The sequence below is a fragment of the Pseudomonas xanthosomatis genome (assembly GCF_019139835.1).
GTDB lineage: Bacteria > Pseudomonadota > Gammaproteobacteria > Pseudomonadales > Pseudomonadaceae > Aquipseudomonas > Aquipseudomonas fakonensis.
In genome coordinates, this window is record NZ_CP077075.1 from 2,384,213 (window position 1) to 2,399,491 (window position 15,279).

General features: G+C 63.6%; 16 protein-coding genes. 10 read left to right on the forward strand and 6 right to left on the reverse strand.

Annotation, left to right across the window (positions count from 1 at the left end):
• Positions 1 to 93: 93 nt before the first annotated feature.
• Positions 94 to 1,053, reverse strand: coding sequence for an alpha/beta hydrolase (locus tag KSS93_RS10630; RefSeq protein WP_217888244.1), 960 nt, complete (start codon positions 1,051 to 1,053; stop codon positions 94 to 96).
• A 230-nt stretch (positions 1,054 to 1,283) separates the two neighbouring features.
• On the opposite strand from KSS93_RS10630, the gene aroC reads away from it, so the two are divergent.
• The 3 genes from aroC to KSS93_RS10645 all read left to right on the forward strand — a co-directional run bounded on the left by aroC (position 1,284) and on the right by KSS93_RS10645 (position 4,199).
• Entirely contained in the window at positions 1,284 to 2,375 is a 1,092-nt protein-coding gene (gene aroC / locus KSS93_RS10635) for a chorismate synthase (RefSeq protein ID WP_217888245.1), read from the forward strand.
• A gap of 133 nt (positions 2,376 to 2,508) precedes the next feature.
• Positions 2,509 to 3,663 carry an MFS transporter gene (locus KSS93_RS10640; RefSeq protein ID WP_217888246.1) on the forward strand — a complete coding sequence of 385 codons (1,155 nt, stop codon included), beginning with the start codon at positions 2,509 to 2,511 and terminating at the stop codon, positions 3,661 to 3,663.
• Positions 3,663 to 4,199, forward strand: coding sequence for an oxidase (locus tag KSS93_RS10645; RefSeq protein ID WP_217888247.1), 537 nt, complete (start codon positions 3,663 to 3,665; stop codon positions 4,197 to 4,199). The genes KSS93_RS10640 and KSS93_RS10645 overlap by 1 nt, the downstream gene beginning before the upstream one ends.
• Before the next feature lie 117 nt (positions 4,200 to 4,316).
• Here KSS93_RS10645 and KSS93_RS10650 read toward each other — a convergent pair whose 3' ends face one another.
• Complete coding sequence (locus KSS93_RS10650; protein ID WP_217842355.1) at positions 4,317 to 4,589, reverse strand: DUF3509 domain-containing protein; 273 nt, start codon at positions 4,587 to 4,589, stop codon at positions 4,317 to 4,319.
• 269 nt (positions 4,590 to 4,858) lie between these two features.
• Between KSS93_RS10650 and KSS93_RS10655 the strand changes: the two genes are divergently transcribed.
• Complete coding sequence (locus tag KSS93_RS10655) at positions 4,859 to 5,380, forward strand: ankyrin repeat domain-containing protein (RefSeq protein ID WP_217888248.1); 522 nt, start codon at positions 4,859 to 4,861, stop codon at positions 5,378 to 5,380.
• A gap of 61 nt (positions 5,381 to 5,441) precedes the next feature.
• Complete coding sequence (locus KSS93_RS10660) at positions 5,442 to 5,972, forward strand: hypothetical protein (RefSeq protein ID WP_217888249.1); 531 nt, start codon at positions 5,442 to 5,444, stop codon at positions 5,970 to 5,972.
• A 323-nt stretch (positions 5,973 to 6,295) separates the two neighbouring features.
• On the opposite strand, the gene KSS93_RS10665 is transcribed toward KSS93_RS10660, so the two are convergent.
• On the reverse strand, positions 6,296 to 7,234 hold the full coding sequence (locus tag KSS93_RS10665) for a ZIP family metal transporter (protein WP_217888250.1): 939 nt from the start codon (positions 7,232 to 7,234) through the stop codon (positions 6,296 to 6,298).
• A gap of 126 nt (positions 7,235 to 7,360) precedes the next feature.
• Here KSS93_RS10665 and KSS93_RS10670 point away from each other — a divergent pair, with 126 nt between their 5' ends.
• The 4 genes from KSS93_RS10670 (at position 7,361) to KSS93_RS10685 (ending at position 10,776) form a co-directional block, all read left to right on the forward strand.
• On the forward strand, positions 7,361 to 7,552 hold the full coding sequence (locus tag KSS93_RS10670) for a PLDc N-terminal domain-containing protein (protein WP_217842358.1): 192 nt from the start codon (positions 7,361 to 7,363) through the stop codon (positions 7,550 to 7,552).
• A gap of 291 nt (positions 7,553 to 7,843) precedes the next feature.
• The gene (locus KSS93_RS10675) at positions 7,844 to 9,901 is read left to right on the forward strand and encodes an LTA synthase family protein (protein ID WP_217888251.1); all 2,058 of its coding nucleotides are present in this window, start codon (positions 7,844 to 7,846) and stop codon (positions 9,899 to 9,901) included.
• Between the two features lie 132 nt (positions 9,902 to 10,033).
• Positions 10,034 to 10,270, forward strand: coding sequence for a hypothetical protein (locus KSS93_RS10680; RefSeq protein ID WP_217888252.1), 237 nt, complete (start codon positions 10,034 to 10,036; stop codon positions 10,268 to 10,270).
• Positions 10,271 to 10,443: 173 nt separating this feature from the next.
• Entirely contained in the window at positions 10,444 to 10,776 is a 333-nt protein-coding gene (locus KSS93_RS10685) for a ribonuclease E inhibitor RraB (protein WP_217888253.1), read from the forward strand.
• Between the two features lie 61 nt (positions 10,777 to 10,837).
• On the opposite strand, the gene KSS93_RS10690 is transcribed toward KSS93_RS10685, so the two are convergent.
• Positions 10,838 to 11,635: a cytochrome c gene (locus KSS93_RS10690; protein WP_217888254.1), complete on the reverse strand. Its 798-nt coding sequence runs from the start codon at positions 11,633 to 11,635 to the stop codon at positions 10,838 to 10,840.
• Positions 11,636 to 12,162: 527 nt separating this feature from the next.
• On the opposite strand from KSS93_RS10690, the gene KSS93_RS10695 reads away from it, so the two are divergent.
• The gene (locus KSS93_RS10695) at positions 12,163 to 12,897 is read left to right on the forward strand and encodes an amidotransferase (RefSeq protein WP_217888255.1); all 735 of its coding nucleotides are present in this window, start codon (positions 12,163 to 12,165) and stop codon (positions 12,895 to 12,897) included.
• Between the two features lie 75 nt (positions 12,898 to 12,972).
• Here KSS93_RS10695 and KSS93_RS10700 read toward each other — a convergent pair whose 3' ends face one another.
• Together KSS93_RS10700 and KSS93_RS10705 are read right to left on the reverse strand one after the other, a co-directional pair.
• Positions 12,973 to 13,920 carry an IS110 family RNA-guided transposase gene (locus KSS93_RS10700; RefSeq protein ID WP_217884790.1) on the reverse strand — a complete coding sequence of 316 codons (948 nt, stop codon included), beginning with the start codon at positions 13,918 to 13,920 and terminating at the stop codon, positions 12,973 to 12,975.
• A gap of 270 nt (positions 13,921 to 14,190) precedes the next feature.
• Positions 14,191 to 15,162 carry a magnesium and cobalt transport protein CorA gene (locus KSS93_RS10705; protein WP_217888256.1) on the reverse strand — a complete coding sequence of 324 codons (972 nt, stop codon included), beginning with the start codon at positions 15,160 to 15,162 and terminating at the stop codon, positions 14,191 to 14,193.
• Positions 15,163 to 15,279 lie beyond the last annotated feature (117 nt).

Genomic DNA, 15,279 nt, shown 5'->3' on the forward strand with positions numbered 1-15,279 from the left:
GCGGTTGATCGTCGACACTCGCCGCAGATCACCGCTTCTTGGCTGAGTTATCGGCAGCCTTTGCCCATACCTGAGTGCCGGCGGGGGAAAACCTCAGGCCGCCGGCAGATGCTGAATGAACTGCACGATGCGCTCGCCCAGTGCCTGGGCCAGGGGCAGTTGCGGGTTGCTGTAGCTGTCGCGCTGCTCGCTCATGCCCTTGGGGCTGATGCGCAGCACATGGTTCATGCCGTCGATCAGCGCCAGTTGTGCGTCGGGCTTGGCCGCCTTGAGCTGCTCGGCATCGGCCACCTCCACCTGCACATCGTTGCGCCCCTGCACGATCAGCGCCGGCACCTTGAGCCTGGCGAAGGCCGCCGCCGGGTCCTGGCGCAGCAAGGTGATCAGGTAGGGCTGCACGCTGGGGCGGAACACCTGGCGCAGCAGGGGCGGCACATCCAGGCTGGTCTGCCCGGCCTGCAGCCGCTCGATCAGCGCCACGCCGCTGGCCAGTTGCGCCGGCGGCAGGCGCTGGGCCAGTTGCTCGCGCAGTACATCGCCGATCGGCCGGCCGCTGCCGGCCAGGGTTATCACCGCGCTGGCGCCGGCCTGCTCGGCGGCCAGGCTGGCAATCAGTGCGCCCTCGCTGTGGCCGACCAGAATCAGCGGGCCGAAGCGCGGGTCGTGGCGCAACTTTTGCCCCCAGGCCACCACATCGGCGACGTAGCGCTCCACGCTGAGATCGCGCTCGTCGGGGGTGGCCGGTTGGCTCGCGGCCACTCCGCGCTTGTCGAAGCGCACGCTGGCGATGTGCTCGCCAGCCAGAAGCAGGGCCAGGCGCTTGAGGTTATCGATACGCCCGGAGGCCGGGTTGTTGCCGTCGCGGTCGGTGGGGCCGGAGCCTGCGATGATCAGCACCACCGGTGGCGGGGTGGCCTGCTGGGGCAGCAGCAGGCTGCCGTGCAGGATGCCCTGGCCGGTGTCCAGGTCGATGGGGCGTTGCAGCACGGTGGGGGCAGCCTGGGCGAGGCTGGCGCACAGCAGCAGGAGCAGGGCGGTGAGGCGGCGTTTCATGGAGGGGGTACTGCGTGGGGGAGGTGAAGTTAAGACAGAGATGGCGGGAGAAGGTTCTGGCTGGCGTGTTGCCTGTGCGGGCGTCATCGCGGGGCAAGCCCGCTCCAACGTTATCAGGCCAATTCAGACGTGTGGGAGCGGGCTTGCCCCGCGATAACGCCCGCACAGGCCAGCCTGATTTACGTATACTGCCGCTTTCGTTCACCTCAGGCAGATTTCGCGGAGCGTCCATGTCCGGCAATACCTACGGCAAGCTGTTCACTGTCACCACCGCTGGCGAAAGCCATGGCCCGGCGTTGGTCGCCATTGTCGACGGGTGCCCGCCGGGCCTGGAAATCTCCCTGGCCGACCTGCAGCACGACCTCGACCGGCGCAAGCCCGGCACCAGCCGGCACACCACCCAGCGCCAGGAACCGGACGAAGTGGAAATCCTCTCCGGGGTGTTCGAAGGCCGCACCACCGGCTGCTCGATCGGCCTGCTGATCCGCAACACCGACCAGAAGTCCAAGGACTATTCGGCGATCAAGGACCTGTTCCGCCCGGCCCACGCCGACTACACCTACCACCACAAGTATGGCGAGCGCGACTACCGCGGCGGTGGCCGCAGCTCGGCCCGCGAAACCGCCATGCGCGTGGCCGCCGGTGCCATCGCCAAGAAGTTTCTGGCCACCCAGGGCATCCGCGTGCGCGGCTACATGAGCCAGCTCGGCCCGATCGAAATCCCGTTCAAGACCTGGGATTCGGTAGAAGACAACGCCTTCTTCAGCCCGGACCCTTCCAAAGTGCCGGAGCTCGAGGCCTACATGGACCAACTGCGCCGTGACCAAGACTCGGTCGGTGCCAAGATCACCGTGGTCGCCGAAGGGGTGATGCCGGGCCTGGGCGAGCCGATCTTCGACCGCCTCGACGCTGAGCTTGCCCACGCGCTGATGAGCATCAACGCGGTCAAGGGCGTGGAAATCGGCGCAGGCTTTGCCAGCGTCGCCCAGCGCGGCACCGAGCACCGCGACGAGCTGACCCCGCAAGGCTTCCTCAGCAACAACGCCGGCGGCATCCTTGGCGGCATTTCCTCCGGCCAGCCGATCGTCGCCCACCTGGCGCTCAAGCCGACCTCCAGCATCACCACCCCGGGCCGCTCCATCGACATCCACGGCAACCCGGTGGAAGTCATCACCAAGGGCCGCCACGACCCGTGCGTGGGCATCCGCGCCACACCCATCGCCGAGGCGATGATGGCCATCGTGCTGATGGACCACCTGCTGCGCCACCGCGCGCAGAATGGCGATGTGAAGGTCAACACCCCGGTGCTGGGCCAGCTCTGATTTAGCCAGGCCCGGCGTTTTCGCGGGCAAGCCCGCTCCCACAGGTACAGCGTTGTCCTCAGGATTTGCGCGGTCCCTGTGGGAGCGGGCTTGCCCGCGAAGAGGCCGGTACAGGCTCACACGAGGCCCACCCATGCCCGCCATCCCCTACTGGCGCCTGTCCAGTTTCTACCTGTTCTACTTCGCCCTGCTCGGCTCCACGGCACCGTTTCTGGCGCTGTATTTCGACCACCTGGGCTTCTCCCCGGCGCGCATCGGCGAACTGGTGGCCATCCCCATGTTGATGCGCTGCATCGCCCCCAACCTGTGGGGCTGGCTGGGCGACCGCAGCGGCCAGCGCCTGCTGATCGTGCGCCTGGGCGCGCTGTCGACCCTGGCCACCTTCTCGCTGATCTTCTTCGGCAAGAGCTACGCCTGGCTGGCGCTGGTGATGGCCTTGCACGCGTTCTTCTGGCACGCGGTGCTGCCGCAGTTCGAGGTGATTACCCTGGCCCACTTGCATGGGCAAACCTCGCGCTACAGCCAGGTACGGCTGTGGGGTTCGATCGGTTTCATCCTCACCGTGATCGGCCTTGGCCGCTTGTTCGAATGGCTGAGCCTGGACATCTATCCGGTGGCCTTGGTGACCATCATGGCCGGCATCGTCGCCGCCAGCCTGTGGGTGCCCAACGCCCAGCCGGTCGAGCACACCGAACGCCGCGCGGCCGGGGGCTTTCTCAAGCAACTGATGGCGCCGGGCGTGGTGGCTTTCTACATTTGCGTGGCGCTGATGCAACTGAGCCACGGCCCGTACTACACCTTCCTTACCCTGCACCTGGAGCACCTGGGCTACAGCCGCGGCGCCATCGGCCTGCTGTGGGCGCTGGGGGTGCTGGCAGAAGTGCTGATGTTCATGGCAATGAGCCGCCTTTTTGCGCGCTTCAGCGTGCAGCGGGTGCTGCTGGCAAGCTTTCTGCTGGCCGCCGTGCGCTGGCTGTTGCTGGGCAACCTGGCCGATGTCCCCGCCGTGCTGGTGCTGGCCCAGGTGCTGCACGCCGCCACCTTTGGGTGCTTCCATGCCGCCAGCATCGCCTTCGTGCAGGCCAGCTTCGGTGCCCGCCAGCAGGGCCAGGGCCAGGCCTTGTACGCTGCACTGTCGGGTACCGGCGGGGCGTTGGGCGCGCTTTACTCGGGCTACAGCTGGAAACTGCTGGGCCCGCACTTCACCTTTGGTATGGCCAGCGTCTCGGCGCTGGCGGCAGCCGTTATCATTGGCCTTTGTTCGAAATCCAGCAGGAACCACGCCTGATGAGCATTCTCAGTGTTTTCCACGCCGCCAGCCCCGAGCTTGCGCACAAGGTGCTGACCCACCACGACGACATCAAGGCCACCTTGGCCGAGCAGGGCGTGCGTTTTGCCCGATGGGACAGCGGCGCAAGGCTGCGCCCAGGTTGCAGCCAGGATGAAGTGCTGGATGCCTGCCGCGGCCCCATCGACCGCCTGATGACCGAGCATGGCAGCGCCAGTTTCGCCGTGCTGAGCCGCGATGCTGTCGACCACACCCAGGCTGACCTGCGCGACGAGCACGTGCACGACTCTGACGAAGTGTTTGCCGTGATCAGCGGGCGCGGGCAGTTGACCCTGCGTGTGGGTGACTATGTGTATGGCGTGCTGTGCGAGAAGGATGATGTGCTGGTGGTGCCGGCCGGCACCCCGCGCTGGCTCGACCTGGGGGATAACCCGTTCTGCCTGGCGGTGCGCCTGTTTGGCAGTGAGCAGGGCATGCAGCCGCGCTTCACCGGGGACGCCGGTGCTCGGCAGTTTGCGGGTATGGATGAGCTCTGACGCGTTGCCGGTATCGCGGGCCAAGCCCGCTCCCACATCGAACGCGTGAGCATCAGGCTCGCGCCGTACCTGTAGGAGCCGGCTTGCCGGCGATGGGGCCGGTGCAGGCAACGCTAATCAACGATAGGTCGGCAGCGCAAAGCGTTGCTGGCTCTGCAGCATCGAGATCACCGGCAACTCGCTTGCCTGCTCGGCCAGGTCACGGCGGATGGCGCTGATCGCCCAAGACAACTGCTCGGCACTGTGCAATTGGCCGTAGGTCAGCACGCGGCGGGTGACCTTGCCGTCGGCGGCGCGCAGGGTCAGCAGAATGCCGCCGTCGGGGCGGGGCTGGGTGGCGACCTTATAGGCGCTGAAGACCGAGGCGAATTTTTCCTGGATGAGGTCCATATCAACTCCTGACTGTTGTGTGGGCAGACGTGGAGTTGAAGTTTGCAGCGACCGTGCCAGGCTTAGCCTTGGTAAAAAATCCTTATAAAACAATTATTTAGATGTGTTTCTCAAGGCGTGGACCATGCATTCTGCAAGGTCGTGCATTTTGCACAGTGCAATTTGCACGGTAATAGCCTCAGCCTTTGCACCCCATAGAATCTGAACCTTTGACCCGCTGGTGGTGCCTGACCAACACTTGGGCCCATTCAAATGCCAGGAGGTTCCCCATGTCCGATCAACAGCCCGCCACCATGACCGCCGAAGAATCCGCAGCCTTCGCCGACGAAGTGTTCGAGCGTGCCCGCCGTGGCGATGCACCGATGCTCGAGCGCCTGCTCGCCAGCGGCCTGCCGGCGGATTTGCGCAACCACAAGGGCGACACCTTGCTGATGCTGGCCAGCTACCACGGCCACCATGATGCGGTGCAGGTGCTGCTGGCCCATGGCGCCGACCCGCTGATCGCCAACGACAACGGCCAGTTGCCGATTGCCGGCGCGGCGTTCAAGGGTGACCTGGCGATGATCCGCCTGTTGCTTGAGCAGGGCGTGCCGGTGGACGCCGCTGCTGCCGATGGCCGTACAGCACTGATGCTGGCTGCCATGTTCAACCGCGTGGCGATTGTTGACTACCTGCTGCAACAGGGCGCCGACCCTGCGCATCGCGACGCTGCGGGCAGCACCGCGCTGATGGCTGCGCGCACCATGGGCGCGGTGGACGCCGCAGCGCGCCTCGAAGCGCTCGCCGGCTAACCGCCCGGGGGCGTTTGCGGCTATCCTTGGCGCCTTTTACGCCAATGCGCAGGGCCCCCCAATGAAAGACCAGTTGCTCGAATTCATCCGCCTGATCGGCGCCGGTTGCATGCGCGATGAAGACATCGAGCGCATCGCCGACGAGGCCGCCCAGGCCTACGCCGACCCCGCCGCGTTTCTCGCCGCCAACCCCGACATCAACTACGACGACAGTTTCCCGTTCGCCCTGGGCGAGTGGGTGGTGGTCGGCAGCCTGCCCGATACCGTGCTGTTCCAGGCCGACAGCTACCAGGACCTGTTCCAGCAGATCAGCGACTCGTTCGACAAGAGCGTGGCGTTCACCCTCAAGCCCAAGCAGCTGGCACGCACCGAAGCGCTGACCGCGCTCAATCGCATTCAGGTGCAGATGGGCGCGCTGAACAAGGAAGCCGGCGGTTATGTGCTGCTGAATTTCAGCCAGTTGCTGGACGATGAGCTGCAGATGGTGATGGTCGGCCAGCATGACCTGGCCCGGGTCCTGGAGCTGGGCGCTGCCGTGGGTATCAAGGTGGAGCCGGCGCTGGAGGCGTTGAAGGTGGCTGTGCACGTCTGAGCGGCGCGTTGACTGCAATCGCCGGCAAGCCGGCTCTCGTAGAACAAACTACAACTCATTGAATTAACACGGTCTCGGTGGGAAGCGGCCTCGTGTCGCGATGGGCTGCGCAGCAGCCCCGGCAATTTTGCATGAGGCCTAGGCCTTGGGGCCGCTTCGCAGCCCATCGCGACACGAGGCCGCTTCCCACCGGGGCCGTGGCGCATCTGCGAGATCAGTTCTCTGCGCGACAGCGCAGCCCGAAAGGGCTGGGGATCTCCTACAAGGATCTTCTGTAGGAGCCGGCTTGCCGGCGATAGGGCCAGTGGCCCAGGTGCACCTTTCTACCCCAACGCCGTATCCAGAAACATCATCACCGCAAACCCGCCCATCAACCCCAAGGTCGCCGAAGTCTGGTGCCCGTTGCGGTGGGTTTCGGGGATCACCTCGTGGGACACCACGAAAATCATCGCCCCGGCCGCCAGCCCCATGCTGATCGGGTAGGCCAGGGCAAAGCCTGTGGATATCCCCAACCCGATCACCGCCCCCAGTGGCTCCATCAGGCCGGAACCGATGGCTACCAGCGCTGCCTTGAAGTTGGAAAGCCCGGTGGCGCGCAGCGCCAGGGCCACGGCCAGGCCTTCGGGAATGTCCTGAATGGCAATAGCACTGGTCAGCGGCAGGCCGATGTTCATGTCGCCATTGGCGAAGCTCACGCCGATGGCCATGCCTTCGGGCAGGTTGTGCAGGGTGATCGCCAGCACGAACAGCCACACCCGGCTGATGCGTTCGGCGTCCGGGCCGCAGGGGCCGGTGGTTTCGTGCTCGTGGGGGGTGAAGCGGTCCAGCCCGAGCATCAGCAGCACGCCCAGGCCCATGCCCAGCACCACGGTGAACGCCGCGGCCGGGCCGCTACCAGTGATTTCGCGGGCCGCATCGAGCCCCGGCAATATCAGCGAGAACGAACTGGCGGCCAGCATCATGCCGGCAGCAAAGCCGAGCATCACATCCTGGGTGCGGGCGCTGACATCACGCAGCACCACCGCCAGCACCGCGCCAAGGGCGGTGGCGGCAAAGCCTGCCAGGCCGCCAAGCGCCGCCAGGTGCAGGTTGTCGGCGTGGTCGCCATTGACCGCATTCCAAAGGCTGGCCAACAGCAGGGCAATGATCGCCAGCAGGCTCAGGCCAAGCCCGGCGCTGAGCCACGGGGTATTCAGGGCCTGTTGCCGCCAGGCGCCGAACAGCGAGGCGGGGGCGGCGGTGGGGGAGTGTGCTGGGGGCATGCGAACCTCGAAACAGTGAATGACAGCAGTCTATCCACTGACCGGCGCTGCTGCCCAAGGATTCCCTTCTATCGACGCCATAGCCAGCTATGCTCTGCCACACATTCACCACGCAGGAGCGGCGGCATGGGCTCTACCTTCAACGGGCTGGTCGGCCTGATCATTCTTGCCCTGGATATCTGGGCGATCCTCAACGTGCTCAAAAGCAGCGCCGAAATCGGCATCAAGGTGCTGTGGATACTGCTGATCATATTGCTGCCGGTGCTCGGGCTGATCATCTGGGCCGTCGCCGGGCCGCGGGGCAACGTGCGTATTTGAGCGTTTTTCAGGCTGGGCGGGTAACCGGCTTGGGAGCGGGCTCGCCCCGCGATATCCTCAGGTCAGGCCATGTTGCTGCGCCAGGTGACGCCATCGCGGGGCAAGCCCGCTCCCACTGGCCCTATCCATCTGCTTGATAACGGCCAACCGACAAAATTTTCACACTCGATTTTCGAAAATCCGCGCCGCACAATGCTGCGTTGGTCCACTGCCATCACAGAGGGCAGGGCCTTCGGGCTGTCGGCGACGTCGCCCTTTTCGCAAACCCGCAATCCTAGGATCCCTCCATTCATGGCTAACACGGATGCCCTGAAGCAACCGGGCGTGCGAGGCTCGTTCTCGCCGACCCTGAAATCCCACCTGGCCTACACGCTGCTCAGCGGCCTGGTGATCATGCTGATGCTCAGCCTCGTGCGCCTGGCGCTGCTGGTCTACAACAGCGACATGATCGGCACCACGCCGTACGCCACGGTTGCCGAAGGCTTCCTCAACGGCCTGCGCTTCGACCTGCGGGTGGTGTTGTACATTAGCATCCCGCTGCTGCTGGCCACCCTGGTGCCATGGGCCATGGCCCGCCGCGGGCTGTTCCGCTTCTGGCTGACCCTCAGTGCCAGCGTGGTGATGTTCCTCGGCCTGATGGAGATGGACTTCTACCGCGAGTTCCACCAGCGCCTGAACGGCCTGGTGTTCCAGTACATCAAGGAAGACCCCAAGACCGTGCTGAGCATGCTCTGGTACGGCTTCCCGGTGGTGCGCTACCTGCTGGCCTGGGTGTTCGGCACCTGGCTGCTGAGCCTGCTGTTCAAGGGCATCGACCGCCTCACCCGCGGCAACGGCGTGCAGCGCGTGGCCCCGTGGTACGCCCGCGTGGCAGTGTTCATGGCGATTTTGCTGGTGGCCGTGGTCGCCGCCCGCGGCACCTTGCGCCAGGGCCCGCCGATGCGCTGGGGCGACGCGTTCACCACTGACTCGAACTTCGTCAACCAGCTGGGCCTGAACGGTACCTTGACCCTGATCGATGCCGCCAAGAGCCGCTTCGGCGAAGACCGCGCGAACATCTGGAAGCCGGTGCTGGAGCAAGGCCTTGCCACCGAGACCGTGCGCAAGCAGCTGCTGACCCCCCACGACACGCTGGTCGATGCCGACGAGGCTGCCATCCGCCGCGACTTCGTACCTCCGGCCGAGCGCACCCTGCCGATCAAGAACGTGGTGGTGATCCTCATGGAGAGCTTTGCCGGCCATTCGGTAGGCGCCCTGGGCAGCCCGAACAACATCACCCCGTACTTCGACAAGCTGGCCAAGGAGGGGCTGTTGTTCGACCGCTTCTTCTCCAACGGCACCCACACCCACCAGGGCATGTTCGCCACCATGGCGTGCTTCCCCAACCTGCCGGGCTTCGAGTACCTGATGCAGACCCCCGAAGGCGGCCACAAGCTGTCTGGCCTGCCGGCACTGCTCAGCGCCCGTGATTACGATGACGTCTACGTCTACAACGGCGATTTCGCCTGGGACAACCAGTCCGGGTTCTTCGGCAACCAGGGCATGACCACGTTCATCGGCCGCAACGACTTCGTCAACCCGGTGTTCTCCGACCCGACCTGGGGCGTGTCCGACCAGGACATGTTCGACCGTGGCAACGAAGAACTGGCCAAGCACGATGGCAAGAAGCCGATCTACGCGCTGCTGCAGACCCTGTCCAACCACACCCCGTACGCGCTGCCCAAGGACCTGCCGGTGGAGAAGGTCACCGGCCAAGGCCGCCTGGACGAGCACCTGACCGCCATGCGCTACTCCGACTGGGCGCTTGGGCAGTTCTTCGAGAAGGCGCGCAAGGAGCCGTACTTCAAGCAGACCCTGTTCGTCATTGTCGGCGACCACGGCTTCGGCAACCACGACCAGGTCACCGAACTGGACCTGGGCCGCTTCAACGTGCCGCTGCTGCTGATTGCACCGGGCATCCAGGAAAAATTCGGCGCGGTCAACCACACCGTGGGCACCCAGGTCGACATCGTGCCGACCATCATGGGCCGCCTGGGTGGCCAGACCCGCCACCAGTGCTGGGGCCGTGACCTGCTCAACCTGCCCGAGGGCGACCAAGGCGTGGGCATGATCAAGCCATCGGGCAGCGAGCAGATCGTCGGCCTGGTGCAGGGTGACCGCATCCTGATCGAGTCCAAGGACATGAGCCCGCGCATGTACCGCTACCAGCTGGGTAGCCAGTTCAAGGCCGAGCTGATCGAAAGCCCGGACCAGGCGCAAATGCTGCAAAAGCTCGAGGCGTTCATCCAGACCGCTACCAAGAGCCTGCTGGACAACACCGCAGGTGTAGTGCACGGCACGCCCAAGTAACACCCCATGCGCCAGCCGGCCCCCCGCAGGGGCCGGTTTGCCTGTGGTGCGGACTGAACAAATCGCCACGCCCAGGGTCAAGCAATTACAGGCATCACACACCCGATGTTCTTTGATTGAGAGGGCGATTCAATGAAAGAGTGGGAAGTCATCTTTGCTGACCAGAAGGGCGAGCCGACCAGCTTGCTGCTGCACGGCGACCAGTGCCCCAGCGAGGAGGAGGCGGCCCGCGCCATTCGCTCGCACCTGTTCCCGGTCATGGACGAGCTCGACCTCAACGACTTCCAGGACCGCGCCCCATCCCCCACGGCACGCTGGCTCAAGGAGCAGAACGGCGTAGTCATCACCAGTATTCACGAAGCCCTTTGAGCAAAGGTTGGCGTGGTGCCTGGGCAGGCACTACGCTCTTGGAGTGCGCCGGCCTTTTCTGCGGGCCTGCGTCCATTCGTTTCGCGTCTTGCATCAGCTCGAGCTGCTGGCCCTGCCGGCAGGTGCGTAGTGCACGGAAAGTCTATCCATCGCTTTATTTGGGAGGACGTTTCATGAGCAGCCAGAACGACGACATCAGCAGCAGTGTCCTTCGCCAGATGAAAGCTGGCGGTTTCGATTTCACCCGTATCCACCCCATCGAGTTCTATGCGGTATTCCCCGACGAAGCCGGCGCCCGCCGCGCGGCGCGGCAGTTTCGCGGCGAGTCGACCAACGCCCAGGTGAGCGAGCGCGACGATGGCGCCTGGCACCTGGAACTGAGCAAGGTGATGTATGCCAGCTACGGCGGCATAGGTGCGTTCGAGGAAGATTTCGAGCGTGTGGTACTGCCCTGTGGCGGGGAAGTCGAAGGGTGGGGGGTGCGCCAGGAACGCCTGATTGCCTAGCTGCCTTGCGGTACAGGCAGCGCAAAACAGCAGACTTCACATCGGCGTTCGAGCAGCGGGATCACTGCACTTTGCGCCCCGCCATATGCTTCAGATAAGCCAGCAACGCATCCAGCTCGGCCTCGCTCAGCACCTGCTCCGGGAACCCGGGCATCTTCGCCTGGGGCCAGTGCCGCAGGCTTTGCGGGTTGCGGATGTACTGGCGCAGGTAACCTTGCTGAAAGTATTCGGTTGGGTTGTGCGGCAGGTTGAGGTCCGGGCCGAACTGGGCATCACCAGCGCCATTGAGGCGGTGGCAGGCCAGGCAGTTTTGCTGGAACAGGGCAAAGCCCTGGCGCACCGGCTCGCCGGCTGCCGGGTCTGGCAGCAGGGCCGGGAAACGTGTTTCAACAGGCGCCAGGCGCCGAATCGTGGCGATCTGGAACGGCCACTGTTCCGGGCGAATGCCGCTGGCCTGCGGTTGGGTCCATACCAGGTAGAAGGGCCCGGCCCCCGGTTTGCCGGGGGCCAGCGCCGGCCACGCGTGGGCGGGGTCTTCAACCGCCAGCCAGGCCTGCGCCGGGCCTTGCTGCAGCAACGGCCCGGCTGGCATCTCGGCGGCAAAACCGTCCAGTGCCACGGCCTGCAGGTGATCCTGCGGCCCCACACCCTCGAGCAGCACCGCCAGCGGCACCGCGCGGTAGTGCATGCTGCGTTTGTAGGCGACGTCCTGCTCGATGGTGATATCGCGTGCTTGCGGGTGGGCGAGCAGTTGCTCGCTTTGCCAGGTGCGCTGCTGGCTACCCAGTTGCAGGTTAAGCGGTGCCGCAGCCAGGGGCAGCGTGGCCAGCAGGCAGAGCAGGGCGAGGTACAGGCGCATAGGCAATCTCCAACCATCAAGGTCGGCAGATTACCTGTGCGTTGTCAGAAAACACCACAGCAGTTGTCAGCCAAAGAGCCGGGTAAGGTTCGGCAAGATCAGCAGCAGTGTGGTGGCGAAGAGAATGAGCCCGGCTTGGCGAACTTTCGATTGTCTGAACATGGCGGACCGCCTTCATTGTTGTTATTCCTGAAAAACCCTAGGCTTCCCTGCTGGCGTCGGGTCGATCGCAGCGGCGTTGTGCAGTGCCGCGCCTGCATACCTCATGTTTACGGGTATACAACCAACAGTAGGGCGGCGGGCATTGCAGTTTCAGAACGCTTTGATCTAAGTTTTCCAGCATCGATTGCCAGTCGTTTTAAGGCCAGTGGCCATGCCGCTGGCACGTGCTGCCTAGACGAGTGCGCGGGCAGGGTTACCAAGGGTTACAGGGCCTACCGTTCGTCTGGACATCCTACTTGCTTGTACGGGGCTTTCGCGTCAGTCTCTACAGAAAATTCCTACCTACGTCGTTCAGGACTACCTCTATGTCGTTACGCATCTGCATCCTTGAAACCGATGTCCTGCGACCGGAACTGGTTGCGCAGTACCAGGGCTACGGAAGGATGTTCGAGCAGCTGTTCTCGCGTCAGCCGGTTGCCGCCGAGTTTTGCGTGTTCAACGTGATGAACGGCGATTACCCGCCTGACGGCGAGCGCTTCGATGCCTACCTTGTGACCGGCAGCAAGGCGGACTCGTTCGGTAGCGACCCGTGGATCCAGACGCTCAAGGCATACCTGCTCAAGCTCTACGAGCGTGGTGAAAAACTGTTGGGTGTGTGCTTTGGCCACCAGTTGCTGGCACTGACCCTCGGTGGCAAGGCCGAGCGCGCCGACAAGGGCTGGGGCGTGGGTATCCACCGTTACAGCCTGGCAGCCCATGCGCCATGGATGGACCCCGAGGTGACCGAGCTGACGCTGCTGATCAGCCACCAGGACCAGGTCACTGCGTTGCCCGAAGGCGCCACAGTGATTGCCTCCAGCGATTTCTGCCCGAACGCGGCCTACCACATTCGCGACCAGGTGCTGTGCTTCCAGGGGCACCCGGAGTTCGTCCACGACTATTCCCGGGCGCTGCTCGATGCGCGCCAGGAATATTTGGGCGATGAGGTGTACCAGAAGGCCGTGGCCAGCCTTGCCACCGAGCACCAGGGCGACCTGGTGGGCGAGTGGATGCTGCGCTTCATCCAGCAGCCGGCCAAGGCCCGCGATAGCGCGGCGTGAGTCTGTACCGGCCTCATCGCCAGCACTAAGGCCATGAGGCCCCTGTAGGAGATTCTATGGTCTCAGGGAAGCCCATTAGCTGACTTTGGGTTGATATTCGTCCTGCCCCTTCAGCAGGGCGAATACTACGCGGGCAAGCTTGCGAGCGAGTATGACCAGCACCTGGGTAGTGCGTAGCCCCTTAGCTATGTAACCCTCGTAGACATCCCGCCAGATCGCGGTACGGCGAGCAGACATCGCGGCGTTGTGCAGCAAACGTCGTGCTTCAGGATCCCCTCGTTTGGACAAACTGCGGCGGTTATCTTTCTGGCCTGATTTCGATACCCGAAGATCCAAACCCAGAAACGCAATGAAGGCATCCGAGTTTCGGAAGTCTCCTCGTTGAAAAGCAGTAATCAGGCGAGCGCCAGTCAACAGTCCGATACCCTCGACCTGCATGCATCGCTTCAGTTGATCTTTTAGCCCGGCTGCTTGCAACTGGTCACAAATGGTCTTTTCGACAAGTGCTTCCAATCGCGCCATGGCCTTCAGATGCTTGGTTATTGCTGACTTGAGCAGCGGCTCGTTAGCCCAGCTTTGCTTCAAGCTCACTCGGGCTTGAACCACAGCAGCACGGCGGCGAAAAAGGCTGATAAGACGGCGGTAGAGACCGCTGGGAGGACTCCAGGGACGTAGTTCCTGGCCCTCGTTCTTGAGGTATCGAGCGAGCAGCTTGGCATCTAGCGCGTCGGTCTTGGCTCGGATGTTGACGCCCTTGCGGTAGTGGCTAAGTTCGTAGCCACCCACCATGTAGATGATGCAGTCAAACTCGTAGGCGAGGTCTGCAAACACCAAGTGATAGATATTCGTGGCTTCGATGGCGACAGCTACTTTTCCCGGCAACGCTTTGAGCCATTTCTTGATGGCTGTTTTGTTGTTGGGAATGGTCTCCAACTGATCGGAATCAGCGTGATAGATCACCAGCTCATCCTTGGCGACATCCACGCCAATGATCGGTAGTGAGACAGTAACTGGCATTGCCATTGGGCTTCCTCCCCGTATAAGGTTTCAGGACTTGAAGGGCCACCCAGAGGCGCAGGCTTGTTTCTATCGTCGGTTGCGAGCCAGAAGCATTCTTTATCGGCGCTTGGGTGAAAGGAGGAGGGGTGAAATCTCCTACGGTCTGTACTGCTGCTAACAGTCAGAAGCCGACTTTGTCCCTCCTCCTCCCTTCAAGTCCTACCATACAAGCCGGCTTTCCGGCGATGAGGCCGGTATCAGGCAGCACAACGCTCGACTTGCCCCGCAATACTGCTACAGCCAGCCCGACTTCTTGAAGCTGGCAAACAACCCCGCACAGCCCAGCCCGATCACCCCCAGCACGGCAAAATACCCGTAGTGCCAGCCCAGCTCCGGCATGTTCTGGAAGTTCATCCCGTAGATGCCGGCAATTGCCGTGGGGAACGCCAAAATCGCCGCCCAGGCTGCGAACTTGCGTTGGGTGATGCTCTGGCGTGACGACTCCAGCAGCATGCCGATCTCGATGGTCTGGCTGGCGATATCGCGGATGCCGGCCAAGTCCTCCATCTGCCGCGTCACGTGGATCTGCACGTCACGAAAGTACGGGCGCATGTTCTTGTCGATGAACGGGAAGCTCAGGCGCTGCAGCTCCTCGCTTACCTCCACCATGGGCGCCACGTAGCGGCGCAGGCGCAGGATATCGCGGCGCAGGCTGTGCAGGCGCTGGATGTCTTCTTCCTTCAGCGAGTTGCTCAGCACGCTTTGTTCCAGCTCCTCGATCTCGCCGTGTATCGCTTCGCTGACCGGCTGGTAGTTCTCGGTGACGAAGTCGAGCAGGGCATACAGCACGAAGTCTTCACCGTGCTCCAGCAGCAGCGGGCGCGCTTCGCAGCGCTGGCGCACCAGGGCGTAGGATTTGGAGTGGCCGTTGCGGCAGGTGATGATGTAGCCGTTGCCGGCGAAAATGTGGGTTTCGATGAATTCCAGCCGGCCTTCATGGCGCACTGGCGAGTAGGTGACGATGAACAGCGCGTCGCCGAAGGTTTCCAGCTTTGGCCGGCTGTGTTTTTCCAGGGCATCTTCGATGGCCAGTTCGTGCAGGCCGAACTGGCACTGCAGGTTGGCCAGCTCTTCGGCGTCGGGCTCTTCCAGGCCGATCCAGACGAAGTGCCCGGGCTTGCGCGCCCACTCGGCGCCTTCGTCGATACTGATGTTGGTGACCTTGCGACCGGCGCTGTACACCGCCGCTGCGACGACTCGACCCATGGTTGTCCGCTTATCCGGTTGAACACGACACACAGCTTGGGCCGTGGGGCGGGTTGGGGCAACCTTGTGCAGTGAAGATTTGTGCCGGCTACTCGCCTTGCCGGCGCCAGAGCCTTA

Bases quoted from the DNA above. Each gene is read 5' to 3' on its own strand.
- KSS93_RS10630 (WP_217888244.1), bottom strand. From the start codon at position 1,053: ATGAAACGCCGCCTCACCGCCCTGCTCCTGCTGCTGTGCGCCAGCCTC.
- aroC (WP_217888245.1), top strand. From the start codon at position 1,284: ATGTCCGGCAATACCTACGGCAAGCTGTTCACTGTCACCACCGCTGGC.
- KSS93_RS10640 (WP_217888246.1), top strand. From the start codon at position 2,509: ATGCCCGCCATCCCCTACTGGCGCCTGTCCAGTTTCTACCTGTTCTAC.
- KSS93_RS10645 (WP_217888247.1), top strand. From the start codon at position 3,663: ATGAGCATTCTCAGTGTTTTCCACGCCGCCAGCCCCGAGCTTGCGCAC.
- KSS93_RS10650 (WP_217842355.1), bottom strand. From the start codon at position 4,589: ATGGACCTCATCCAGGAAAAATTCGCCTCGGTCTTCAGCGCCTATAAG.
- KSS93_RS10655 (WP_217888248.1), top strand. From the start codon at position 4,859: ATGTCCGATCAACAGCCCGCCACCATGACCGCCGAAGAATCCGCAGCC.
- KSS93_RS10660 (WP_217888249.1), top strand. From the start codon at position 5,442: ATGAAAGACCAGTTGCTCGAATTCATCCGCCTGATCGGCGCCGGTTGC.
- KSS93_RS10665 (WP_217888250.1), bottom strand. From the start codon at position 7,234: ATGCCCCCAGCACACTCCCCCACCGCCGCCCCCGCCTCGCTGTTCGGC.
- KSS93_RS10670 (WP_217842358.1), top strand. From the start codon at position 7,361: ATGGGCTCTACCTTCAACGGGCTGGTCGGCCTGATCATTCTTGCCCTG.
- KSS93_RS10675 (WP_217888251.1), top strand. From the start codon at position 7,844: ATGGCTAACACGGATGCCCTGAAGCAACCGGGCGTGCGAGGCTCGTTC.
- KSS93_RS10680 (WP_217888252.1), top strand. From the start codon at position 10,034: ATGAAAGAGTGGGAAGTCATCTTTGCTGACCAGAAGGGCGAGCCGACC.
- KSS93_RS10685 (WP_217888253.1), top strand. From the start codon at position 10,444: ATGAGCAGCCAGAACGACGACATCAGCAGCAGTGTCCTTCGCCAGATG.
- KSS93_RS10690 (WP_217888254.1), bottom strand. From the start codon at position 11,635: ATGCGCCTGTACCTCGCCCTGCTCTGCCTGCTGGCCACGCTGCCCCTG.
- KSS93_RS10695 (WP_217888255.1), top strand. From the start codon at position 12,163: ATGTCGTTACGCATCTGCATCCTTGAAACCGATGTCCTGCGACCGGAA.
- KSS93_RS10700 (WP_217884790.1), bottom strand. From the start codon at position 13,920: ATGGCAATGCCAGTTACTGTCTCACTACCGATCATTGGCGTGGATGTC.
- KSS93_RS10705 (WP_217888256.1), bottom strand. From the start codon at position 15,162: ATGGGTCGAGTCGTCGCAGCGGCGGTGTACAGCGCCGGTCGCAAGGTC.